A 22635-nucleotide genomic window follows, 5' to 3' on the forward strand; every position below is an offset into this window, starting at 1 on the left:
GCCCGGGCCGGCTCTAGGCCAGGGACAGGAAGAGCTTCTCCAGTCGGGCGCGCATCTGCTGGGCGTCCTCGCCGTTCTTGCGGCCGGACTCGATGTCGGTCATGCACTGCTGCATGCCGGTCGCGATGATCGCGAATCCGGCACGGTCGAGAGCGCGTGAAGCGGCGGCGAGCTGAGTGACGACGTCCTCGCAGTCGCGCCCCTCCTCGATCATCCGGATCACGCCGGAGATCTGACCCTGCGCGCGGCGCAGTCGGTTCAGCACGGACTTCAGGTCCGCACCCTCAAGCTCCAGTTCCACGATCACTCCTCAAGGAATACCCCTAGGGGTACTGTACGTCCCGGTTCGGGACGGCGTCGACGATTAAGGATCACATCTGCCATGACCAGCCCCCTCGCCCCCGTCACCCTCGCCACCGATCAGGCCCGCACCCGGCTCCACGAGCTCACCGTCATCGACGTGCGCACGCCCGCCGAGTACGCCTCCGGCCACCTGCCCGGTGCCCTGAACATCCCCCTGGACCACGTCCGCCGCGCCCTGCCGGAGATACGGCACGCCGCCGATCGTGGTGACGTCCTCGTCGTGTGCGCTTCCGGCGCGCGCTCCGAGAGCGCCTGCAAGCTGCTGTCCGAGCAGGGCATACAGACCGCCACCCTCGCCGGTGGCACCAGCGCCTGGGCCGCCGACGGCCACGACCTGCACCGTCCCGCCGCCTGCGACACCCGGGCCGGCTGGAGCATGGAGCGGCAGGTGCGCTTCACCGCCGGGGCGGTGGTGCTCCTGGGGCTCGTCCTCGGTCTGCTCGTGCACCCCGCCTTCCAGCTCCTCGCCGCGGGCATCGCGGGCGGGCTGGTCTTCTCCGCGGTCACCGACACGTGCGGCATGGCGGCCATCCTGGGCAGGCTGCCCCACAACCGCCCTCGGGCGGCAGATCTCGACGCCGCGCTCGCCGCCCTGCGCAGCCGCTGAACCGGCGTTCCAGGGCGCGTGCGACCCGTGGGCGCCCTGGACATGCGCCGAAGCGTCAGCTTCCCTCCGTCGTGCCCGCTGTGGCCTGCCGTCGTACGTCGTCCATCTCGGCGGCCCGGATCTTGCCGATGAGTTCCTCCAGGGCCTGCGGTGGCAGTCAGCCCGGCTCGGTATACAGGACGGTCCGGTCGCGGACGGCCGTCAGGGTGGGGATGGAGGAGATCCGGAAGCCCGCGACGAGTTCGGGCTGGGCCTCGGTGTCGACCTCGCCGAAGACGATGTCGGCGTGGCGCGTAGCCGGCCTTTTTGCAGACGGGGCCGAACATCCGGCACGGTCCGCACGGTCTCCTCGAAGTTGTCCTCGGTCAGTTCGATGGTCGGCATGGCGTTCCGGTCTCCTCTCATATACCCGGCAGGGTATTTTGTGTGACCGGTGCCGGGTTTGTTCCAGGCGGACCGGCGGCAGCGGGAACCAGTACATCCGCTCGAAGTCGGCCTGGCGGCCCGGTCAGGCCGTCATCGAGGAGGTCGGAACGACAGGCGAGCGCCTCGCGGGCGCGGTCGAGTCGGCCGGACAGCGCCTCCTCGCCCAGTCCGTGGTGGCGGACCGCCGATGTGGTGATCCGTCCGTGGGTGGCATCAGGCCGACGGGGTCGATCGGCGGGCGGCGGCCGCGTGGTCCCAGAAGGGCAGGGCGCCGTGTGCGTGCAGCGGACGGGCGACGCGGCCGGTGTCGGTGAGGATGCCGGTGACGTCGGAGGCGTAGGAGAAGCTGCCGATGCGCAGCGGCCGGCCGGCGTACCGGACCAACTGCGCCTCCAGCTCATCGAGATCGATGTGACCGTCCGCGTCCTCGTCGACGGCCACGACGTCGGCGACCGACTCCCGCCACGGCAGCTCGTTCGGGTGTGCTCGTACGGACCGACGGACACGACCGGACGCACGTCCTGCGGGTACGAGTCGCCGCGACGCAGCTCCAGGATGCCCACCAGCTTGTTGACCGCCGCGGTGGCTGCCGAGCCGCAGAAGATCACGAGGTCGTCCTCGGTGCCGCCGGCCGCGTCGCGGATGATGCGCCGGGCGTCCTCGCGCAGCCGGGTCGTCTGCAGTCCGGGGCTCGAGCTCTCCAGGTGTGTGTTGCCGTAAGGGCGCAACACCTGCGTGCGTGCGAAGTCCTCGGCGAAGTCCAGGGAACGGCCGGAGGCGGTGTGGTCGGCGTAGACGGTGCGACGGGGGCCGTAGGGGCTCTCCAGCACCTCGTCGTCGCCGACCGCGGCTGATGCGGTCCAGGAGGGGCGAGGCGGGCGGCGCCAAGGGCATGCTCATGGTGCCAGATCGATACCGATCTCGGGTGGCTGGTGCAGTGTGTTGTGGACCGTGCAGCGCGAGGTGACGGCGAGCAGGGCGGCGCGGCGCTGCTCGGTCAGTCCGGGCGGCGGGGTGACCGTGACATGCACGGAGGCCACCCGGGCGGGCCGGTCGGTGGCCATGGTGAATTCCGTACGGACGCGCAGTCCGGCCTGGTCCAGGCCGTGGCGGTGGAGGAAACGGCCCGCGTAGAAGGCGACGCAGGTCGCCAGGGAGGCGGCGAACAGCTCGGTGGGGGTGGGCGCGGTGTCCGTGCCGCCCGCCTCGATGGGCTGGTCGACCTGGATGCGGTGGCCGCGGATGTCCACGGTGTAGACGTCGCGGTCGACGTGGGTCACCTCGAAGCGGTGCACCTCCGCCTCCAGCGGCTGGTTCGTGCTGAGGGTCTGCGGTGCGGTGCCGGTCATGGCCGGGCCTCTCTCATCGGCGTCGAGTGCTGCCAGGTTCCAGTCGACCGCGAACGGCGCGGCTGATCGAGAGGTCGACGGGGTGCGACGGGGGCCGTTCGGCCCTCGCACCGGCCCTCGCGGCGGTATACCCTGGTAGGTATTTTTTCAGGGGATTCGTGGTGGGTGGGCAGCGCATGGGGCCTGCATGGGGGCGAAGACATACCCGGGTGGGTACCGGGGTGGGGACCATCGGCCCATCCCCGGGCCTTTTCTCCCGCACGACAGTGGGGGCATGGGCAAACACATCGTGATTCTCGGAGGCGGTACCGCCGGCACGCTGACGGCCAACCGGCTGCGCCGCGTGTATGACGAGGACGAATGCCGGATCACCGTCGTGGACCAGGACGACGACCACGTCTACCAGCCCGGCCTGCTGTTCGTCCCCTTCGGAGCGGCCGAGCCGCATCACCTCGTCCGGTCCCGTCCGCGGCAGATGCACGCCACCACCGACTACAAGCAGGCGCAGATCGAGCGGGTCGACCTGGACGCACGGACGGTGTACCTCAGCGGCGGCATACGGCTGGGTTACGACGTCCTCGTGGTCGCCACCGGAGCCGCGCTGCTGCCGGAGGAGACCGAGGGGCTGACCGGTCCCGGCTGGGGCGAGAAGGTCTTCACCTTCTACGACCTGCCCGGCGCCGTCGGCCTGCACCATGCCCTGGAGCGCTTCGAGGGCGGGCGTGTCGTGGTGAACGTGGCCGACCTGCCCATCAAGTGCCCCGTGGCTCCGCTGGAGTTCGCCTTCCTCGCCGACTGGTACTTCCAGCGGCGCGGCATCCGCGACAAGGTCCGACTGACCTACGCCACCCCGCTGGACGGTGCCTTCACCAAGCCGGTCGCGGCGAAGGCGCTCGGCGGGTTGCTGGCGGACAAGGGCATCGAGCTGGTCACCGAGTTCACGCTCGGAGAGGTCGACGGCGAGGGCGGCCGGCTGGTCTCGTACGACGAGCGCGAGGTGCCCTTCGACCTGGCCGTGGTGGTGCCGCTGCACGGCGGCGCCGCGTACGTCGGCCGCTCCCCGGGCCTCGGCGACGAGCTGGGCTTCATCCCCGTCGACCAGCGCACCCTCCAACACCCCGAGCGCCCCGAGGTGTTCGCGATCGGGGACGCGGCCGGGCTGCCGGCGTCCAAGGCCGGCTCGGTGGCCCACTTCGCGGGCGAGACCCTCGTCCACAACATCGGGCGCTTCCTGGCCGGACAGCCGCTGGACGCCACCTTCGACGGACACACCAACTGCTTCGTCGAGACGGGCTTCCACAAGGCGCTGCTGATCGACTTCAACTACGACACCGAACCGCTGCCGGGTCACTTCCCGGCCGCAGTGGGCCTGCCGCTGCTGAAGGAGTCGCACGCCAACCACCTCGGCAAGCTCGCCTTCGAGTGGCTGTACTGGCACAGCCTGCTGCCCGGCCGTGAACTGCCCGGCATCGACTCGGCGATGCCCGAGCACGGCAAGCACCACGTCCACGCCTGATCGAAGGAGAACCCGCCATGCCCACTGCCACCTACGGCGACACGGCCGTCCCTGTCGACGATGAGGGCTTCTTCACCGACCCCGCGCGGTGGACCGAGCCCATGGCCGAGCAGATCGCCCACGACCAGGGCATCGAGAAGCTGACCGACCGGCACTGGACGGTCATCCACTTCATGCGCGCCGAATACGCCGCCAAGGGCACCGGCCCCACCGTCCGCGTCCTCGGCAAGACGTCCGGCGTGAGCGTCAAGGAGCTCTACCAGCTCTTCCCCAAGGGCCCCGCCAAGACCGCCGCGAAGATCGCCGGAATTCCCAAGCCGCGCGGCTGCATCTGACATCTCCGCCATCGTCTCTGCCATCGAGGAGCGTGCCGTCATGGCCGACACCGCAACGATCGAGAAGGTCTCGATCATCGTCTCCAAGGGGTCCCTGGAAGGGATCTACCCGGCCCTGATCATGGCCAACGGCGCCCGCGCCGAGGGCATCGAGGCCGACCTGTTCTTCACCTTCTTCGGCCTCGACGCCATCACGAGGAAGCGCTGGGAGCACATCAAGCTGGCCACCGTCGGCAACCCGGGCCTGCACCTGCCGACCCTGCTGGGCGGCATGCCGGGCGTCCCCGACCTGGTCACCCGGTACATGGAACGCAAGATGGACAGGCTCGACATCCCGTCGATCCCCGAGTTCATCGAGATGATCGCCGACACAGGCGCCGGGATCTACGCCTGCAAGGCGTCGGTCGACCTCTTCGAACTCGACAAGGACGACCTCGTCGACCAGGTCCAGGACATCATCACGGTCGGCGAGTTCTACGAGCACGCGGCCGGCGGCCAGATCATCTACACCTGAGATGACCGGTACCGGGCACGGCCTGCCGGACGGAGTGCGGCGCGTGCCGGCGGTAGTGCCGAACGCGCGCGACCGCGAAGTACGGGAACGCCTCCGCCGCTGGTGTCGATGGGCCGGTCGGCCGGGTTCGGCCGCCGCCCGCCGTGCGGTGGATCAGACGTCGGCCGATGTCGGCAGGGCGAGCCAGGCGCCGTAGCCGCCGAGCAGGTCGGAGACGTCGGCGCGGCCCTGGTGGCGCAGCAGGCTGGCGGCGACGGAGGAGCGGTGACCGCCCGCGCAGTGGACGACCAGGGGCCGGTCGGCCGGGATCTCGTCGACGCGGCGGGCGAGTTCGGCCAGCGGGATGTGCAGGGAGCCCTCGATGAAGCCCTCTTCACGCTCGGCGGCGTTGCGCACGTCCAGGACCAGCGGGGGTTCGTCGTCGAGCAGGCGGCGCAGTTCGTCGGCAGTCAGGCGGCTCGCCTGTTCCATCTCGTCGGCCAGCGAGGCGAAGGCGCCCTCGGGCTCGCGCAGGTAGCCGCCGACCTTGTCGAAGCCGATCCGGGCGAGCCGGGTGACGACCTCCTCCTCGCGGTCCTGCGGCGCGATGACGACGACGTCCTGCTCGGGGGAGACGACCATGCCGGCCTGTTCGGCGAAGCGGCCGTCCGCGGGCACGTTGACCGAGCCGCGCAGATACCCCGGGGCGAAGTCCTGCGGCGAGCGGGCGTCGACCACGACCGCCCCCGCAGCGCGCCGCTGCATGAACTCCCCGACCGACAGCGGCAGGGGCGCGGCGGCGGCGTCGAACAGGTCGTGCTCCTTGCGGTTGAGGATGGCGTCGTAGACGAAGTACGCGGGCGCGGACGGCTGTCCCTCGGTGACCAGCTCGACGAACTTCTCCTCGCTCATCGGGCGGCAGGCGTAGTTGGTGGCGCGCTGTTCGCCGATGGTGGACTGGCGCTGGGTGGAGAGGTTCTTGCCGCAGGCGGAGCCGGCGCCGTGCGCGGGGAAGACCCGGACGGCGTCGGGCAGGGCCATCAGCTTGTGCTGGATGCTCTCGTAGAGCATGCGGCCGAGTTCGTCGGCGGTCACGCCGATCGAGGCGAGCAGGTCGGGCCGGCCCACGTCGCCGATGAACAGCGCGTCCCCGGTGAGGACGCCGTAGGGGACGGCGTCGTCGGCGTGCTCGTACACCAGGACGCTGATCGACTCCGGCGTGTGGCCAGGGGTTTCGAGGATCTGCAGGTGCACGTCGCCGAGGCTGATCCGCTCGTCGTCGGTCAGCTTGCGGATGGGGTACTCGGTCTCGGCGCGCTGCCCGTAGCCGATCCAGGCGCCGGTGCGGTCGGCCAGCTCCAGGTGGCCGGCGAGGAAGTCGGCGTGGAAGTGGGTGTTGACGACGGCCTCGATGGTGAAGCCATGGGCGGCTGCGTCGGTGAGGTACTCGGAGACGTCACGGCGGGGGTCGACGACGACCGCCCGGCCGGTGGTCTCGTCGGCGATCATGTACGACGCCTGGGAGAGGCAGTCGAGGTAGTACTGGGCGAAGAACATGGCGGATGACCTCCGTGTCGGAAAGGCAGGGTTGTCCATACCCCTGGGGGTATATGGGAGGGTCTGGTCCGCCCTTGTTTCGAGGGCGGGGTGACCGGCCCGGGCCGGGGGACGTCCCGGGCCGGCCGGTCAGAGGCGGCCGGTGAGCATGCCGTGCCAGTACACCGGCGGCAGCCCGTACCGTTTGAACATCCACATCGTGCGCCGCTCCTTGAAGGGGTCGAGCAGCGGGAACGTGGGTGTGGGGTTCAGGTCGTAGTCGAACTCGGCGAGCAGCATCCGGTCGCGGGCCGTCACCAGCGGGCAGGACGTGTAGCCGTCGTAACGGCGCGACGGAGCCCGGCCGTTCATCACGTCGAGCAGGTTGGCGGCCACGACCGGCGCCTGCTTGCGTACGGCGGCGCCGGTCTTGGACGTGGGCAGGTTCGCCACGTCACCGAGGGCGAAGACGTTGTCGTAGGACGGGTGCTGGAGTGTGTGCTTGTCTGCGGCGACGAACCCCTGAGGGCTCGCCGGGTCGGCGAGCGGGCCCGTCTTGATCCAGTCGGGTGCGCTCTGTGGCGGTACGGCGTGCAGGAGGTCGTAGCCGATGGTCTCCTCGGTGCCGTTCGCGTGGTCGGTCACGGTGATCTCGCGGGCGTCGCCGTCGACGGCGGTCATCTCCGAGCGCAGCCGCACCTCGATCCCGTACCGGGCGGCCACCTTCTCCAGGACCTGTGACCAGGCGGCCACCTTGAACAGCGCCGGGTCCGGGATGACGAGGATGACGCGGATGCGGTCAAGCACTTTCTGCTTGCGCCAGTAGTCCGCGGCCAGGTAGGCGATCTTCTGCGGGGCGCCGCCGCACTTCAGAGGTGTGGCCGGGTGGGTGAAGACCGCGGTGCCGGAGCGCATCTGCTTGATCAGCTTCCAGGTGCGCGGGGCGTACTCGGGCGCGTAGTTGCTGCTCACCCGGTCGTAGCCGATCGCCTCGGCGAGGCCGGGCACGCCGTCCCAGTCGAGCTGGAGGCCGGGCGCCGGCACCAGGTACTCGTAGGTGAGTTCGGCGCCGCCGGACAGGGTCACCGTGCGGGCGTCGGGGTCGACGGCCTGGGCGCGCCGGCGGATCCAGCGCACGCCGTCGGGTATGACGGATCCTTCGGGGCGGTGAGTGGCGCGCAGGGGCGCCTGGCCGCCGCCGACCAGGGTCCACAGCGGCTGGTACCAGTGGGTGTCGGAGGGTTCGATCAGGGTGATGTCGGTGACCCCGGCTCGGCGTAGGCGGGCGGCGACGCTGATGCCTGCGCTGCCGCCGCCGATGACGGCGACGCGGTGACGGCCGGAGATCGGCTCGCCGGTGGGTGAGGGGGTGGCGGTCAAGGCGGAGCTCCTTCTCTTCTGGCCCGGTGTCGGTGTGGGGTCAGGCCGCGTGCCCGATGGGTCCGGCCGCGACCGGGCGTCCGCCGCGTACCCGGACGGAGGTGCCGTCGGCCGCGGAGCGGGCGTCGATGCCGCGCGAGTTCATCCAGTCGGCGACGGTCATGCTGTGGTTGCCGCCGGCACGGATCACGTACACCGGCCGGTCGGCCGGCAGCTCACCGCACTGGGTCGGCGCGGAGCGCAGCGGCATCAGTAGCGCGCCCGGTACGTGCCCGGCCGCGAACGCCTCCTGTGTCACTTCACGAGCCACTTCGTTGCCTCCTCAAATACCCCCGGGGGTTTCTTGCTCGCGAGCGTATGGCGGCTTCGAGAAGGGCGTCAAATACCCCTGGAGGTATTTGCCTGCGAGGCAACGTCCGGCGTCGTGCGCGCTCTGCAGGCCGACCCGGAGTGCCGTGTACCGGCCCTGGGCAGGCGGGCCCGCCCAGACACGCTGGTGTACCTCCGCATCTGCGACAAGCCGGGCGCGCCGCCACGGCAACGGGGGAGAGCCTGCTCTCTCACGCGCCCCAGAGCGTGACGTACACCGGGGGCCGGAACCGGGAGGGCGGGACGCCCGTGCCGGGCCCGCGCATGATGCGGGTCGCTGCGGGCGTGTGCAGGAAGTGCAGGAACGCGTCGGCGGCCGGGGAACGGTGTTCGGGCTGCAGGACGGTGGCGTGCCAGGTGGCGTCCGACGGGGTGGCCGGGGTTTCCAGTATGCGAAGCTCGTCACGCCGGATGCGGGGCGACACCAGATGGGCCGACGCCGGTGCCACCCCCGCGCCCTCGGCGGCGGCCGCCCAGGTCGCGGCCTGGTTGGGGAACACCCACACGTGTCCTTCGGTCACTCCGAGCCGACGTAGCAGCCGCCCGGAGTCCGCGTCCGGATCGGTCCCGGTGGAATCGACCAGCCACGACCACTGCGGCGGCGGACCGGGCGGCCGCGGTGACCTGGCGCCGATCACCACGACCAACTGGGTGCGGAACAGCGGCTCGCTGACCAGTTCGCCCCTGCGGGCGGAGTCGAGGCGCGGCCCGAGCGCGACGTCGGCCAGCCGATTCTCCACCAGTACGCGTATCTCGTTGCCGGAGGCAACCCCGAACGAGGTCTCGGTCCTGTGCCCCGAGCGACAGGCGAAGGCCTCGACGAGCGACGGGAGTACGAACTCGGCCAGCGTGCTCGTGGCGATGACCCGCAGTTCGTCGGGCGCACCTCGTGCCGCCCGCACCGCAGCCTCGGCATCCGCGCTCAGCGCGACCATCCGCGACGCGACCGGCAGCAGCCGCGCCCCGGCGGGCGTCAGACGCATCCCACCGCCGCCTGCGCGCCGGATGAGCGGATCGCCGAAGTGGGTGCGCAGCGCGGCGAGCGCCTGCGACACCGCGGACTCGCTCACGTCCAGAGTCCGCGCCGCGGCGCTCACCGAACCGAGCCGGGCAACCAGCACGAAGGAGCTCAGCTGCGTGACGGTCACTATTCGATTTTCCCGCGTTTGAGTGGATAAGTGAATGCTTATCAAGCTATTGCGCGATCAGTGCGGACGAGCGCAGCATGAATGGTCACTGGGAACAGCGTTCCAGGAGGGCCCGATGCAGGTTCCAGCTGCCTTCCAGTACGAGACGGCCACCAGCCTCGAGCAGGCGATCGAGCTGCTCACACGGTATGGCCCCGAGGCCCGCGTGGTGGCGGGCGGACACAGCCTGCTGCCGATGATGAAGCTGCGGCTGGCCCAGCCCGAAGCCCTGATCGACATCAACGGCCTCGGCGAGCTGGCGTTGATCCGGGTGGACGAGCACGACCTGTCCGTCGGAGCGATGGTCCGCCACGCGGAGCTGCTCGCCTCGCCGGTGGTCGGCGAGCACTTCCCCATCCTGCGGGACGCGGAACGGGTCATCGCCGATCCGCTCGTACGCAACCGCGGTACCGTGGGCGGCTCGCTGTGCCAGGCCGATCCCTCGGAGGACCTGTCCGCGGCGTTCTCGGCACTGCGGGCGACCCTTGTCACCCAAGGCCCCGACGGCAGGCGCACCATCGGGATCAGGGAGTTCTTCCGCGGGCCGTACGAGACCGCGCTGAACGAAGCGGAGCTTCTGGTGGAGATCCGCGTGCCCATCCGTTCGCACGCCAGTGCCTACCGCAAGGTCGAGCGCCGGGTCGGCGACTGGGCGGTCGTCGCCGCGGGAGCGGTGCTGGAGATCTCCGACGGGGTCATCACCGAGGCCGGGATCGGGCTGACCGCGGTGGGTGCCCCACGGTTCGTGGCCGAGCAGGCCGAGGACTTCCTGCGCGGTGGACGGCCGGACGACGAGGTCTTCGTCGAGGCGGGCCGGATCGCCTCGCGGGAGTGCAGGCCGACGGCCGACCAGCGCGGCCCGGTCGACTACAAGCGGCATCTGGCCGGGGTGCTCACCACGCGGGCGCTGCGCGCCGCCGCCGCACGTGCCCAGGGGCAGGAGGCGTGACATGCGGATCACCGTGACCGTGAACGGCGAGCAGCACACGAGGGACGTGGAACCCAGACTGCTGCTCGTTCACTTCCTGCGCGACGAACTCGGACTCACCGGCACCCACTGGGGCTGCGACACCTCCAACTGCGGGGTGTGCGCCGTCTGGCTGGACGGGACGCCGGTCAAGTCCTGCACCGTGCTGGCGGTGATGGCCGACGGCCATGAGGTGGGGACCGTAGAAGGCTTGGCGCACGGGGCCGAACTCGACCCGGTACAGCAGGGATTCGTCGCCTGCCACGGGCTGCAGTGCGGTTTCTGCACGCCGGGAATGATGATGACCGCCCGCTGGCTGCTCGACCACAACGCGGATCCGTCCGAGGAGGACATCCGCGAGGCCATCTCCGGACAGATGTGCCGCTGCACCGGTTACGAGAACATCGTGCGCTCCATCCGCTGGGCCGCCGAGCACGGCGGCGGGGCGCGGACCGCGGACGCGGCCACCGAGTCGGCGCCCGGCCGCGAGGAGGTGCGGGCATGACGACCACCGAGGAACGGCCGGTCGGTTTCGGACGGATGCCCCGCAAGGAGGACGCGCGGTTCGTCCGCGGCCACGGGACCTACGTCGACGACGTCCGGCTGCCCGGGATGCTGTACGGCGCCATCCTGCGCAGCCCGCTGGCGCACGCCAGGATCGTGTCCGTCGACACCAGCGCCGCCGACGCGCACCCGAAGGTCAAGGCCGTGATCACCGGGGAGACCCTGGCCGGACTCGGGCTGGCCTGGATGCCCACACTCTCGTACGACACCCAGGCGGTGCTCGCCACCGACAAGGTGCGCTTCCAGGGCCAGGAAGTCGCCTTCGTCGTCGCCGAGGACCGCTATGCCGCCCGGGACGCCCTCGAGCTGATCGACGTGGAGTACGAACCGCTCCCGCCGGTAGTCGATGCCCGCCGGGCGCTCGACCCGGACGCGCCGGTGATCCGCGACGACAAGGACCATCAGACCGACAACCACATCTTCGACTGGTCGGCGGGCGACAAGGAGCGCACCGACGAGGTCTTCGCGGCCGCTGACGTCGTGGTGAAGCAGGACATGCTGTACCCGCGAGTGCACCCGGCGCCGCTGGAGACCTGCGGCACCGTGGCGGACATGGACGCCATCACCGGGAAGCTGACCGTGTGGTCCACCACCCAGGCCCCGCACGCCCACCGCACGATCTACGCGATGGTGGCCGGCATCCCGGAGCACAAGATCCGGATCATCTCCCCGGACATCGGGGGCGGCTTCGGCAACAAGGTCGGCATCTACCCCGGTTACGTGTGCGCGGTCGTCGGATCGATCGTCACCGGCAAGCCGGTGAAATGGGTGGAGGACCGCTCGGAGAACCTGATGAGCACCTCCTTCGCCCGCGACTACCACATGCACGGCGAGATCGCGGCGACGAAGGAGGGGAAGATCCTGGGCCTGCGCGTCCAGGTGATCGCCGATCACGGCGCGTTCAACGCCACCGCACAGCCGACGCAGTTCCCCGCCGGCTTCTTCGGCGTCTTCACCGGCTCGTACGACCTGGCCGCCGCACACTGCAGCGTGACGGGCGTCTACACCAACAAAGCGCCCGGCGGCGTCGCCTACGCCTGCTCGTTCCGCGTCACCGAGGCCGTGTACCTGGTCGAGCGGATGGTCGACTTGCTCGCGGACAGGCTCGGCACGGACCCGGCCGAGCTGCGGATGCGCAACCTGCTGCGGCCCGAGCAGTTCCCGTACAAGACGCAGACGGGGTGGGAGTACGACTCCGGCGACTACCCCCGCGCCCTGCGGCTGGCCATGGACATCGCGCACTACGAGGACCTGCGCCGGGAGCAGGCCGAAAAACGCGAGCGAGGCGAGCTGATGGGCATCGGGGTCAGCTTCTTCACCGAGGCCGTCGGCGCGGGCCCGCGCAAGCACATGGACATCCTCGGACTGGGCATGGCCGACGGCGCCGAACTGCGCGTTCACCCGACCGGCAAGGCCGTCCTGCGGCTCTCCGTACAGACCCAGGGACAGGGCCACGAGACGACCTTCGCGCAGATCGTCGCCGAGGAACTGGGCATCCCGCCCGACGACGTCGAGGTGGTGCACGGCGACACCGACCAGACTCCGTTCGGGCTCGGCACCTACGGATCCCGCTCGACACCGGTGTCCGGAGCAGCAACCGCGATGGTCGCCCGCAAGGTGCGCGAACGCGCGAAGATCGTCGCCTCCGCGATGCTCGAAGTGAGCCCGGACGACCTGGAATGGGAGAAGGGCCGCTGGTTCGTCACGGGCGACCCCGACCAGGGCAGGACCATGACCGAGATCGCGCTCGCCGCGCACTCCAACCTGGAACTCCCGGAGGGCGTCGAGGGCCACTTGGACGCGACCTGCGTCTACAACCCGCCGAACCTCACCTTCCCCTTCGGCGCATACATATGCGTCACCGATGTGGACGCGGACACCGGCCAGGTGAAGGTCCGCCGGTTCATCGCCGTGGACGACTGCGGCAACCGGATCAACCCCATGATCGTCGAAGGGCAGGTGCACGGCGGACTCGCCGACGGCGTCGGCATGGCGCTGATGCAGGTGATCGCCTTCGACGAGGACGGCAACTGCCTCGGCGGGTCGTTCATGGACTATCTCCTGCCCACCTCGGTCGAGTGCCCGTCCTGGGAGCTCGGCGAGACCGTCACCCCCTCTCCGCATCACCCCATCGGAGCCAAGGGCGTCGGCGAGTCCGCCACGGTGGGCTCGCCCGCCGCGGTGGTCAACGCCGTGGTCGACGCGCTGAAGCCGCTCGGCGTACGCCATGTCGACATGCCGCTGACGCCCGCCGCGGTGTGGCGGGCCGCCCAGGGCCGGCCGCTGCGCACCGACCTGGCGATCACCTGAGGCCCCCGCGATGACGAACACCGAACTGCTGACCCGCGCGGACGTGCTCCGGCACGGCCGGACCCCGTTCGTCCTGGCCACTGTCGTCCACGCGGAACGGCCCACGAGTGCCAAGCCCGGGGACAGCGCGTTGGTGCTGCCCGACGGCACCGTCGAGGGCTTCGTGGGCGGCACATGCGCCGAGACGACGGTGCAACTGCAGGGCCTGCGGGTGCTGGAGACCGGCGAATCGCTGCTGCTGAGGATCACGCCCGCCGCGGACAGCGGGGCCGAAGGCGCGCAGGAGCCGGGCGAAGGCCTGGTCACGGTGGCCAATCCCTGCCTGTCGGGCGGGACGCTGGACATCTTCCTGGAGGCCAACCTCCCGCCGGCGCTGGGGTACGTCTACGGACACGCCCCCATCGCCCGCGCTCTGCTCGACGTCGGTCGTGTGCTCGGCCTCGACGCCCGGCCGGCCTCGTCCGGGGAGCCGCTGCCGCCCGATCTGGACGTCGTCGTCATCGCCACCCACGGCCGTGACGAGGAGACCGTACTGATCGAGGCCGCACGCGCCGGGATCCCGTACATCGGGCTGGTGGCCAGTCCGAAGCGCGGCGCGGCGGTGCTCACCGGGCTGGGGCTCACCGAGGAACAACGCGCGCGCGTCCACACCCCGGCCGGCCTGGACATCGGCGCACGGACCCCGGCGGAGATCGCGCTGTCGGTGTACGCCGAGATCATCGCCTTGCGGCCGCAGGCGGCCCGAGCCGCGCGCCCCGGAGCCGACTCCGCCGCACCGCAGGCCGTGGCCGAGGGCGTGGATCCCGTGTGCGGCATGACCGTGGTGATCACGCCCGCCACCCTCTCACTGGACCGGGCCGGCAGCAGGGTGTACTTCTGCGGCCCGGGGTGCCAGCACGCCTTCGCCGACGACCCTTCCCGGTACGCGCATGCCTGACCTCGACCCCCTCGTACCTGATGTCCCCGCCCTGCGCTCGCGTCTGGACACGGTCGGCTACCTGGCCGACGACGCCCTGGCCACGGCGCTGCTGCTGGCCGTGCGCATGCGGCAGCCGATCCTGCTGGAGGGCGAGCCCGGCGTCGGCAAGACCGAGGCGGCCCGTGCCCTCGCCGCCGTGCTCGACACGCCGCTGATCCGGCTGCAGTGCTACGAGGGACTGTCCTCGGCCGAGGCCCTCTACGAGTGGAACTATCCACGGCAACTGCTGGCCATCCGACTGGCCGAGTCCCGCGGGGAGCCCCTGCGGGACGCCGACCTGTTCGCCGAGGACTACCTGCTGCCACGGCCGCTGCTCGCCGCGATCTGCCACCCGGGACCGCGGCCGGCGGTGCTGCTCATCGACGAAGTGGACCGCGCCGACGACGAGTTCGAGGCGTTCCTGCTGGAACTTCTCGCAGACGCCGCGGTCACCATCCCCGAACTCGGCACCCGGACGGCCGCGGTACCGCCGGTGGCCGTACTGACGTCCAACCGCACCCGGGATCTGCACGACGCGCTCAAACGCCGCTGCCTCTATCACTGGATCGACTACCCGGACACCGCACGGGTCGCCGCGATCATCCGCAGGCGGGTGCCGGAGTCGGCCGAGTGGCTGGCCGCGCGCGTGGCGATCGGGGTGGCACGCCTGCGCGCTCGGCAGGGACTCACCAAGCCGCCCGGCATCGCCGAAGCGATCGACTGGGCGGGCGCGCTGCACACGTTGGGGCTCTCCGTGCTCGACGCAGACGCCGCCGACCGGACCCTGGGGGCGGTACTCAAGTACGCCGAGGACCTGGAGGCCGTACGCGGGGCCGGCCTGGCGGAGCTGATCGACGCGGAGTCCGGTTCCGATGCCTGACCTGCCGGAACTGGCAGCCTCGTTCACCGCCGCCCTGCACGACGCGGGGATCGCGGTGGGCCCCGACCGCACCCGGAGCTTCGCCCGGGCGCTCACCCTGCTGGCACCGTCGACGACGTGCGAGCTGCGGCACTGCGCGCTCGCCACCCTGGTGTCCGACCCGGAGCAGATCGAGCCGTTCGACGCGGTCTTCCGCGAGGTCTTCGGCGGCCCGGCCGACCGCGGAGCACCGCGCGGGCAACCCGGCGACCCGCCCCGAACGCTCCCGAACACCGTTGCGGGCCGCGTCCCCGGCACCCGGAAGGACACCGTCGACGGACGAGACCGGGATGCCGACGCACAGCCGCAGAAGGCTCCCGTACCTTTCGCCGCCAGTCCGCTCGACCGTCTCGCGGGCCGCGACTTCGCGGACCTGTCCGCCGAGGAACTGGCACGGCTCTCCGAGGTGATGCGCACCCTCGTGCTTCGCACCCCGACCCGGCCGTCCCGCCGGCGCCGCACCGCGCACCACGGTGCGCGCATCGACGTGCGCCGCACCCTCTCCGTCAGCCGGCGCACCGGCGGATACCCGCTGCGACTACGCCGCTTCGCGCCCCGCGCCCGCCCCCGCGACCTCATCGTGCTCTGCGACATCTCCGGATCGATGGAGCCCTATGCCCGCGCGATGCTCCAACTGCTCTACTGTGCCGCCCGTGCCGCCCACGCCGAGGTCTTCACCTTCGCCACCCGGCTCACACGCCTCACGCCCGTCCTCCGGCGGGCCGGGCCGGACGACGCCTTGGCACGGGCCGGACGGGTGGCCCCGGACTGGTCCGGGGGCACCCGGATCGCCGACTGCCTGGCGGAGTTCAACGAGCGGTTCGGCCGGCGCGGCATGGCGCACGGCGCCGTGGTCGCCATCATCTCCGACGGCTGGGACACCGGAGCGCCCGCCGACCTCGCCACTCAGATGGCGCGGCTGTCCCGGGTCGCCTACCGCGTAGTGTGGGTCAACCCGCGTACGGCAAGCCCGCGTTACCGTCCGCTCGTGGGCGGCATGGCTGCGGCACTGCCCTACTGCGACGCCGTCGTCAGCGCCCACAACCTCGCGGCCCTGGACGACTTCACCGCTGTTCTGTCCGCCCCGCGCCGCCGCCGATGACCCTGCCCGTCGCATGCCGGGCCTCGAAGGCGCCGAGAGGCCGGGGCCGAGGCAACACGTGCTCAGTCGACAATGGCCCGGCCTTCCCCCACTCCGACCGCCGCCGATCGCTGTTCGTCCGCTTCGCGGGTCGCCACTGGTCTGACGGCTTGACCTCGATGTCCGCGCCGCATCGGTTGCGGATGACCGGAACCATGACGCGGGAAATCCAGCGGCACGCGCCCGTGAGGGCGATCGGTCACGGCAGTTCAGTGCCGTCGGCGAGTGACGTGGCTCGGTTGGCACGCGCTACTGCTCTGCGCCGTTCCTCTCCATCGGACCTGGCTGCCCAGGTCACCGCGCTCAAAGCCCGGCACCTCGGCAGCAGCGGCGCCTGACGCGTTGGTACGGTCGGCCGACGACGCGGATGCCCTTCTCGCTGTGGATGCGGGCACTTCTTTGCCTTGGGTGGCGGGTACTTCGGGGTGACGGGCGTGGTGGCGCTCCTGCCTGCGACATGTCGCAGGCAGGCCGTACCGCAGCAGTGTCCATTCGCCGTCCCGGGCAGGGCATCAGGGGCACGTGACGGAGATCTCGATGCGCCGGCGGTGTCCTGTTCCCTACCCTGATCCCGTTCATTGGCCGCGGCTGAGGAGTGGACTCGTCAACAGCCTTCAGCCCAGGCTGATGCCCATGTCGGTGAACTCGGCAAGCGGTCAGTGAGAGGCCCGAGTCCGCGGATGAATGTCCGCCGGAGAGCCCTCCGCTGTAGGGTGAAAGAACAGCCCTTGACCTGCACAAAGCAGGCAGGGAGCGAATTTCGGGAGTGCTGAATGCTTCGTACCGTATTCAAGTCCAAGATCCACCGTGCCACTGTCACCCAGGCCGACCTGCACTACGTCGGATCCGTCACGATCGACGCCGACCTGCTCGACGCCGCGGATCTGCTGCCGGGTGAGCTCGTGCACATCGTCGACATCGCCAACGGCGCCCGGCTGGAGACGTACGTCATCGAGGGCGAGCGCGGTTCCGGGGTCGTCGGGATCAACGGGGCGGCGGCCCATCTCGTGCATCCCGGAGATCTGGTGATCATCATCAGTTACGCTCAGGTCTCCGACGCCGAGGCGCGGGCACTGCGGCCGAGGGTCGTGCATGTGGACCACGACAACCGGATCGTGGCCCTCGGCGCCGATCCGTCCGAACCGGTGCCGGGCTCGGACCAGGAGCGCAGCCCGCAGGCGGTCACCGTCTGAACCCCGGCCCCGGGGCAGCGGCTGGGCAAGCAGACGACCCGAGGACGCGAGGAGTTGCCCATGAGCGACATGGAGATCCGCGACGACCGTGCGGGCGGCCGCCTCGAGGCCCTCGCCGGGGACGAAGTCGTCGGCCACATCGAGTACTTCGTCCTCGAGGCCCCCGCGCGCGCCCTCGTCCCCGTGCACACCATCGTGGAACCCGAGCACGAGGGGAAGGGCATCGCGGGCTCCCTCGCCCGTGAGCTGTACGGCATCGCCGCGCGCGAGGGCGTCGTGGTCGCGCCCCTGTGCCCGTACGTCGTGAAGTGGGCGGCGCGCCACCCCGAGGAGGCTCCGGCGGCCGACCCGGAGTTGCTCGGGGCGGCGGTGGAGTGGCTCAAGACGCACCCCGGGCGCTTCTGATGTACCGATCGGGTCCTCTCGCTCTGCTGCACACCTCGCCCCTGCACATCCCCGTCTTCGACGCGCTGCGCGACGAGGACCACCAGGGGCTGGAACTGCGGCACCTGGTGGACGAGGAACTGTTGGCCCGGGCCCGGAGCGAGGGCCCGGCCGCGGTGGCCGGCGAGGTGCGGGCGGCGCTCGACCGGGCGGTCGACGACGGGGCGCGTGCCGTGCTGTGCACCTGCTCGACCATCGGCGCCGTCGCCGAGGAGGCGGGCGCCGGGGTACCCGTGCTCCGGGTGGACCGTCCGATGGCCGCCGCCGCGGTCGCCAGGGGCCCTCGTGTGGTGGTCGTCGCGACGTCGGAGAGCACCTTGGGGCCGACGGCCGCCCTCGTCGAGGAGGAGGCCCGCGCCGCCGGGCGTTCCGTACAGGTTCGTACGCTGCTGGTCGACGGGGCCTGGGCCCGTTTCGAGGCAGGCGACATCGACGGGTACGTCCGCAGCGTGGCGGCGGCCGCCGACTCGGTCACGGACGCCGACGCGATCGTCCTCGCCCAGGCGTCGATGACCCCGGCCCAGCGGCTGACCACGACCGCGGTCCCGGTACTGTCCAGTCCCCGCCCGGGGCTCGCGGCCGGCGCGGACGCGGTGCGCCACGGGTAGACGCGGCATGGCCGGACGTGTCATGGCCGGACGTTCCATGGATGGACGCGCCACCGGTGGACCGGCCGGCCGGGTCCGTCTGGTCCAACTGGTCCGCGCGCCTTGCGCGACGGGGTGACTGGGGGAGCGGTGGCCGGGTACGCGTGGGACAAGTCCAGGGCCGACGTATCGACTGGCTGGAGGACACCATGACGCATCCGAACCCCGATCCGGTACAACCGGGTCCCACGCCCGGGCCGGGCCCCGACCGCCCGCAGCCCTTCCCGGACCCCCACCCCTTCCCGGACCCGACCCCGGATCCGGGCCCTCACCCCGCACCGAAGCCCACCCCTCCGCCGTCCCCGGTGCCGAAGCCGCCGGGGCCCGAGCCGACCCCACCGGGCCCCGAACCGACCCCACCGGGCCCCGAACCGACCCCACCGGGCCCCGGCCCGGTGCCGCCGGGCCCCGAGCCGGTACCGAACCCCGAACCGGGCCCCCCGCTCACGTGAACAGGCGAGCGAACGGGTGAACGTCGGAGGCCGTCACACCCCGGGTTCCGGGGATGTGACGGCCTCGGCGGCGCGGAATACCCGTACGTCCGGTACCCGTACGCCCCGTAGCGTTACGTCCGCCTACGCCTCGACCTCCGACCGGTCGCCGCCCCACAACGTGTGGAACGAGCCCTCCCGGTCGACGCGCCGATAGGTGTGCGCCCCGAAGAAGTCCCGCTGCCCCTGCGTCAGGGCGGCGGGCAGCCGCTCGGCGCGCAGCGCGTCGTAGTAGGCGAGCGCCGCGGAGAAACCGGGTGCGGGCACGCCCTGGCGGGTGGCGGCCACCAGGACCTCGCGCCAGTCGTCCTGCGCCGCCGCGATCTCCCGCGCGAACGTCTTGTCGGACAGCAGGCTCGGCAGGTCGGGCCGGGCGTCGTACGCGGAGCGGATCCGGTCCAGGAACGCCGCCCGGATGATGCAGCCGCCGCGCCAGATCGCGGAGATGGCACCGAGGTCGATGTCCCAGTCGTACTGGTCGCTGCCCGCGCTGATCTCGTGGAAGCCCTGCGTGTACGACACGATCTTCGAGGCGTACAGCGCCTGCTCCACCCGGTCCGCGAAGGCCGCCGCCTCGGACTCCCCGAGCGGCTTCGCCTTGGGGCCCGCGAGCTCCCGGGAGGCGGCGCGCAGATCGGCGTGCCCGGACAGCGAGCGGGCGAAGACCGCCTCGGCGATACCGGACACCGGAACGCCCAGGTCCAGCGCGATCTGCACGGTCCAGCGGCCCGTGCCCTTCTGCTCCGCGCGGTCCTGGACCACGTCCACGAAGGGCTTGCCCGTCGCCGCGTCCACGTGTGACAGGACCTCAGCCGTGATCTCGATCAGATAGGAGTCGAGCCGGCCGGTGTTCCAGGTGCGGAAGATGTCGGCGATCTGCGCGGGGGAGTACCCGGCCACATCGCGCAGCAGCTGGTAGGCCTCGCCGATCAGCTGCATGTCGGCGTACTCGATGCCGTTGTGCACCATCTTCACGAAGTGCCCGGCGCCGTCGGGACCGCAGTGGGTCACGCAGGGAGAGCCGTCCGGCGCCTTCGCGGAGATCTTCTCCAGCATCGGACCGAGCGACGCGTACGACTCCTTCGAGCCGCCCGGCATGATGCTCGGCCCGTTCAGCGCGCCCTCCTCGCCGCCGGACACGCCCGTGCCGACGAAGTGGATGCCCTGGCCCCGCAGGTCGCGCTCCCGGCGCCGGGTGTCCTCGAAGTGCGCGTTGCCACCGTCGATGATCATGTCACCGGGCTCGAGAAGCGGGGCGAATTCCTGGATCACCGCGTCGGTCGGCTCACCGGCCTTCACCATGATCATCAAACGTCGCGGCCGCTCCAGTGCCTCGACGAACTCCTTCGCGGTCTCCGTCGCCACGAAATCGCCCTCGTGGCCGAATTCCTCCACCAGCGCGTGCGTCCGGGCCGCGGTCCTGTTGTGCACGGCGACCGTGTAGCCGTTGCGGGCGAAGTTACGGGCGAGATTGCGCCCCATGACCGCGAGACCCGTGACGCCGATCTGGGCTGAGTTGCTCATACGGTTGGCTCCTAAGAGATCCGGTAAGAGGTCTTTGTATTCGTCGGTATCTATCGGTATCGGTCGGTATCGGTACTGCCGGTGATCCTGCCGTTCCTGTTCGTCAGTGTTCCTCCGGCCATCCTGACGCGTCGGCGACGTGTACGCAGAAGAACGACCCGCCGCCTCCCCGGGCGAGGGAGCGGCGCCCGGGGCGCACAGCACGGCCGATTGCGCTCTTGTCATGGCCTGTTCGCGGCGTTTACTTTTGCCGCTCCTGACGCATGTCGAGGGGGCTCCCACATGGCCGTACGCGGCCGGCACCGCCGGTATCAGCCGAACAGGATCAACCGCGCCTCACTCACCGTCACGGCGGGCGGCGCCGGAATGGCACTCCCGCTGATCGGCACCGGTGTCGCACACGCGGCCGACGTGGACACCTGGAACAAGGTCGCCGCCTGCGAGTCCACCGACAACTGGAGCATCAACACCGGCAACGGCTACTACGGCGGACTGCAGTTCACCCAGTCCACCTGGGAGGCGTACGGGGGGCAGGTCTACGCCCCGCGCGCGGATCAGGCCACCAAGGACCAGCAGATCGCCATCGCCGAGAAGGTACTCAAGGGCCAGGGGCCCGGTGCCTGGCCGGTCTGCTCGGTGCGCGCCGGTCTCACCCGGGGTGGGGACACCCCCGACATCACCCCGGCCGCCGAGCGGACCGGCACCAAGTCCGGCACCTCGCCCCAGACCACCAAGCGCTCCGCACGCGACGTCCAGCCGCAGACCACACCGCAGTCGCGGGCCGGCACCGCCGAGATGTACACGGTCGTGCACGGCGACACGCTCTCCGGCATCGCGGGATCCCGCCACGTCCAGGGCGGTTGGCAACGGCTGTACGACGCGAACCGCACCACCGTCGGCTCCGACCCGGACCTGATCCTCCCGGGCCAGCGGCTGAACCTGCGAGGCAAGGGCCAGAACCCGGCACACACCGAGAGCACTCCCTCGTCCGCGTCGAAGAAGCAGAAGACCCCCGACAAACCGTCCACGCACACGACGTCCCCGCACAAGACCCCCTCGCACAAGACGTCCTCGGACACCGCCAAGAAGACCGACACGCTCGTCGCCCCCGTGCACGCCGCGACCGGCACGCCCTACCACGCCGCCGGTGCCTCCTGGTCGAAGGGCTACCACACGGGCGTCGACTTCCCGGTGCCCACCGGCACCTCCGTGAAGGCGGTCGCCGCGGGCCAGGTCGTCAGCGCGGGCTGGGGCGGCTCGTTCGGCTACCAGGTGGTGATCCGGCACGCCGACGGCCGCTACACCCAGTACGCCCATCTGTCGGCGATCTCGGTGAAGGACGGGCAGGGAGTGGTGAGCGGCCAGCGCATCGGCCGCTCCGGCTCCACGGGCAACAGCACGGGCCCGCATCTGCACTTCGAGGTGCGGACGGGGCCCGGTTTCGGCACGGACGTCGATCCGGTCGCCTACCTGAGGGCGGGCGGCGTCAGGATTTGACGCGCGTGCGGTGGTGGTGGTCCAGCAGAGGTGTCGCCACTACGTAGGGCCCGCACAGGGGGCCGAAATAGGCCAGCGCGGGCAGCGCGTCCTCCTCGGCCGACTCGGGTGAGTCGGCCGAGCCGGGCGCGCTCTCCGCGGCCCTCGCCATCGCCGGAGCCGGTACGAAGACGTCCTCGCCGCGGTCCACGTCGAATCCGTGTCCGAGCCCCGCGCCGAGTCCGTTTCCGAGCCCGGCGTCGAATGTCTCCCCGAGCCCCGCGCCGAGTTCGTTTCCGAGCCCGGCGTCGAATGTCTCCCCGAGCCCCGCGCCGAGTCCGCTTCCGAGTTCGTTTCCGAGCCCGGCGTCGAATGTCTCCCCGAGCCCCGCGCCGAGTCCGCTTCCGAGTTCGTTTCCGAGCCCGGCGTCGAATGTCTCC

Annotated in this window: 22 protein-coding genes and 1 pseudogene; 14 read left to right on the plus strand and 9 right to left on the minus strand. The window is 71.0% G+C overall.

Translation table 11 applies throughout. From position 1 onward, the window contains the following. Window positions 1-13: 13 nt before the first annotated feature. The gene (locus ABZ656_RS12445) at window positions 14-301 is read right to left on the minus strand and encodes a metal-sensitive transcriptional regulator (RefSeq protein ID WP_101403955.1); all 288 of its coding nucleotides are present in this window, start codon (window positions 299-301) and stop codon (window positions 14-16) included. Window positions 302-382: 81 nt separating this feature from the next. Between ABZ656_RS12445 and ABZ656_RS12450 the strand changes: the two genes are divergently transcribed. Further along, complete coding sequence (locus tag ABZ656_RS12450) at window positions 383-970, plus strand: rhodanese-like domain-containing protein (RefSeq protein WP_360267217.1); 588 nt, start codon at window positions 383-385, stop codon at window positions 968-970. Window positions 971-1609: 639 nt separating this feature from the next. Here ABZ656_RS12450 and ABZ656_RS12455 read toward each other — a convergent pair. Further along, complete coding sequence (locus tag ABZ656_RS12455; protein WP_360267220.1) at window positions 1610-1837, minus strand: hypothetical protein; 228 nt, start codon at window positions 1835-1837, stop codon at window positions 1610-1612. Between the two features lie 455 nt (window positions 1838-2292). Then, window positions 2293-2745 (minus strand): OsmC family protein, encoded by a 453-nt coding sequence (locus ABZ656_RS12460; RefSeq protein WP_360267223.1) that lies wholly within the window; start codon window positions 2743-2745, stop codon window positions 2293-2295. Between the two features lie 274 nt (window positions 2746-3019). Between ABZ656_RS12460 and ABZ656_RS12465 the strand changes: the two genes are divergently transcribed. The 3 genes from ABZ656_RS12465 to ABZ656_RS12475 are packed head-to-tail and all read left to right on the plus strand — an operon-like array spanning window position 3020 to window position 5110. Next, entirely contained in the window at window positions 3020-4261 is a 1242-nt protein-coding gene (locus ABZ656_RS12465; RefSeq protein ID WP_101402290.1) for an FAD/NAD(P)-binding oxidoreductase, read from the plus strand. Between the two features lie 17 nt (window positions 4262-4278). After that, window positions 4279-4596 carry a TusE/DsrC/DsvC family sulfur relay protein gene (locus ABZ656_RS12470; RefSeq protein WP_101402291.1) on the plus strand — a complete coding sequence of 106 codons (318 nt, stop codon included), beginning with the start codon at window positions 4279-4281 and terminating at the stop codon, window positions 4594-4596. A 40-nt stretch (window positions 4597-4636) separates the two neighbouring features. Continuing rightward, window positions 4637-5110: a DsrE/DsrF/DrsH-like family protein gene (locus tag ABZ656_RS12475; RefSeq protein ID WP_101402292.1), complete on the plus strand. Its 474-nt coding sequence runs from the start codon at window positions 4637-4639 to the stop codon at window positions 5108-5110. A gap of 153 nt (window positions 5111-5263) precedes the next feature. Here ABZ656_RS12475 and ABZ656_RS12480 read toward each other — a convergent pair whose 3' ends face one another. The 4 genes from ABZ656_RS12480 to ABZ656_RS12495 form a co-directional block, all read right to left on the minus strand. After that, window positions 5264-6646, minus strand: coding sequence for an MBL fold metallo-hydrolase (locus ABZ656_RS12480; RefSeq protein WP_360267228.1), 1383 nt, complete (start codon window positions 6644-6646; stop codon window positions 5264-5266). Window positions 6647-6775: 129 nt separating this feature from the next. Next, window positions 6776-8005, minus strand: a complete 1230-nt coding sequence (locus ABZ656_RS12485) for an FAD/NAD(P)-binding oxidoreductase (RefSeq protein ID WP_360267231.1) — start codon at window positions 8003-8005, stop codon at window positions 6776-6778. 40 nt (window positions 8006-8045) lie between these two features. Continuing rightward, a complete protein-coding gene (locus tag ABZ656_RS12490; RefSeq protein ID WP_360267234.1) occupies window positions 8046-8315 on the minus strand; it encodes a rhodanese-like domain-containing protein in 270 nt (89 codons plus the stop codon). A gap of 250 nt (window positions 8316-8565) precedes the next feature. Continuing rightward, window positions 8566-9522 carry a LysR family transcriptional regulator gene (locus tag ABZ656_RS12495; RefSeq protein WP_101402296.1) on the minus strand — a complete coding sequence of 319 codons (957 nt, stop codon included), beginning with the start codon at window positions 9520-9522 and terminating at the stop codon, window positions 8566-8568. Between the two features lie 115 nt (window positions 9523-9637). On the opposite strand from ABZ656_RS12495, the gene ABZ656_RS12500 reads away from it, so the two are divergent. The 9 genes from ABZ656_RS12500 to ABZ656_RS12540 all read left to right on the plus strand — a co-directional run bounded on the left by ABZ656_RS12500 (window position 9638) and on the right by ABZ656_RS12540 (window position 18665). Further along, window positions 9638-10510, plus strand: a complete 873-nt coding sequence (locus ABZ656_RS12500) for a xanthine dehydrogenase family protein subunit M (RefSeq protein ID WP_360267237.1) — start codon at window positions 9638-9640, stop codon at window positions 10508-10510. A gap of 1 nt (window position 10511) precedes the next feature. Then, window positions 10512-11033 carry a (2Fe-2S)-binding protein gene (locus tag ABZ656_RS12505; RefSeq protein WP_101402298.1) on the plus strand — a complete coding sequence of 174 codons (522 nt, stop codon included), beginning with the start codon at window positions 10512-10514 and terminating at the stop codon, window positions 11031-11033. Further along, window positions 11030-13402 (plus strand): aerobic carbon-monoxide dehydrogenase large subunit, encoded by a 2373-nt coding sequence (locus ABZ656_RS12510; protein WP_101402299.1) that lies wholly within the window; start codon window positions 11030-11032, stop codon window positions 13400-13402. Before ABZ656_RS12505 ends, ABZ656_RS12510 begins: the two co-directional genes overlap by 4 nt. Before the next feature lie 10 nt (window positions 13403-13412). Next, window positions 13413-14339, plus strand: coding sequence for an XdhC family protein (locus tag ABZ656_RS12515; protein ID WP_360267242.1), 927 nt, complete (start codon window positions 13413-13415; stop codon window positions 14337-14339). After that, entirely contained in the window at window positions 14332-15240 is a 909-nt protein-coding gene (locus ABZ656_RS12520; protein ID WP_101402301.1) for a MoxR family ATPase, read from the plus strand. Before ABZ656_RS12515 ends, ABZ656_RS12520 begins: the two co-directional genes overlap by 8 nt. Beyond that, window positions 15233-16381: a VWA domain-containing protein gene (locus ABZ656_RS12525; protein WP_101402302.1), complete on the plus strand. Its 1149-nt coding sequence runs from the start codon at window positions 15233-15235 to the stop codon at window positions 16379-16381. Before ABZ656_RS12520 ends, ABZ656_RS12525 begins: the two co-directional genes overlap by 8 nt. Before the next feature lie 812 nt (window positions 16382-17193). Beyond that, window positions 17194-17613 carry an aspartate 1-decarboxylase gene (gene panD, locus ABZ656_RS12530; protein WP_101402303.1) on the plus strand — a complete coding sequence of 140 codons (420 nt, stop codon included), beginning with the start codon at window positions 17194-17196 and terminating at the stop codon, window positions 17611-17613. Window positions 17614-17673: 60 nt separating this feature from the next. Further along, the gene (locus ABZ656_RS12535; protein ID WP_101402304.1) at window positions 17674-18018 is read left to right on the plus strand and encodes a GNAT family N-acetyltransferase; all 345 of its coding nucleotides are present in this window, start codon (window positions 17674-17676) and stop codon (window positions 18016-18018) included. Then, window positions 18018-18665: an aspartate/glutamate racemase family protein gene (locus tag ABZ656_RS12540; protein ID WP_101402305.1), complete on the plus strand. Its 648-nt coding sequence runs from the start codon at window positions 18018-18020 to the stop codon at window positions 18663-18665. Before ABZ656_RS12535 ends, ABZ656_RS12540 begins: the two co-directional genes overlap by 1 nt. 614 nt (window positions 18666-19279) lie before the next feature. Here ABZ656_RS12540 and gndA read toward each other — a convergent pair. After that, window positions 19280-20719 carry an NADP-dependent phosphogluconate dehydrogenase gene (gndA, locus tag ABZ656_RS12545; RefSeq protein WP_101402307.1) on the minus strand — a complete coding sequence of 480 codons (1440 nt, stop codon included), beginning with the start codon at window positions 20717-20719 and terminating at the stop codon, window positions 19280-19282. Between the two features lie 282 nt (window positions 20720-21001). Here gndA and ABZ656_RS12550 point away from each other — a divergent pair, with 282 nt between their 5' ends. Continuing rightward, window positions 21002-22216, plus strand: coding sequence for a transglycosylase family protein (locus ABZ656_RS12550; protein ID WP_101402308.1), 1215 nt, complete (start codon window positions 21002-21004; stop codon window positions 22214-22216). On the opposite strand, the pseudogene ABZ656_RS12555 reads toward ABZ656_RS12550, so the two are convergent. Continuing rightward, window positions 22206-22635 (minus strand): annotated as a pseudogene (locus tag ABZ656_RS12555) (hypothetical protein); the annotation flags it as partial. The gene ABZ656_RS12550 and the pseudogene ABZ656_RS12555 sit on opposite strands and share 11 nt — an antisense overlap.

This window comes from Streptomyces sp. NPDC007095 (assembly GCF_040634475.1).
Lineage (GTDB): Bacteria > Actinomycetota > Actinomycetes > Streptomycetales > Streptomycetaceae > Streptomyces.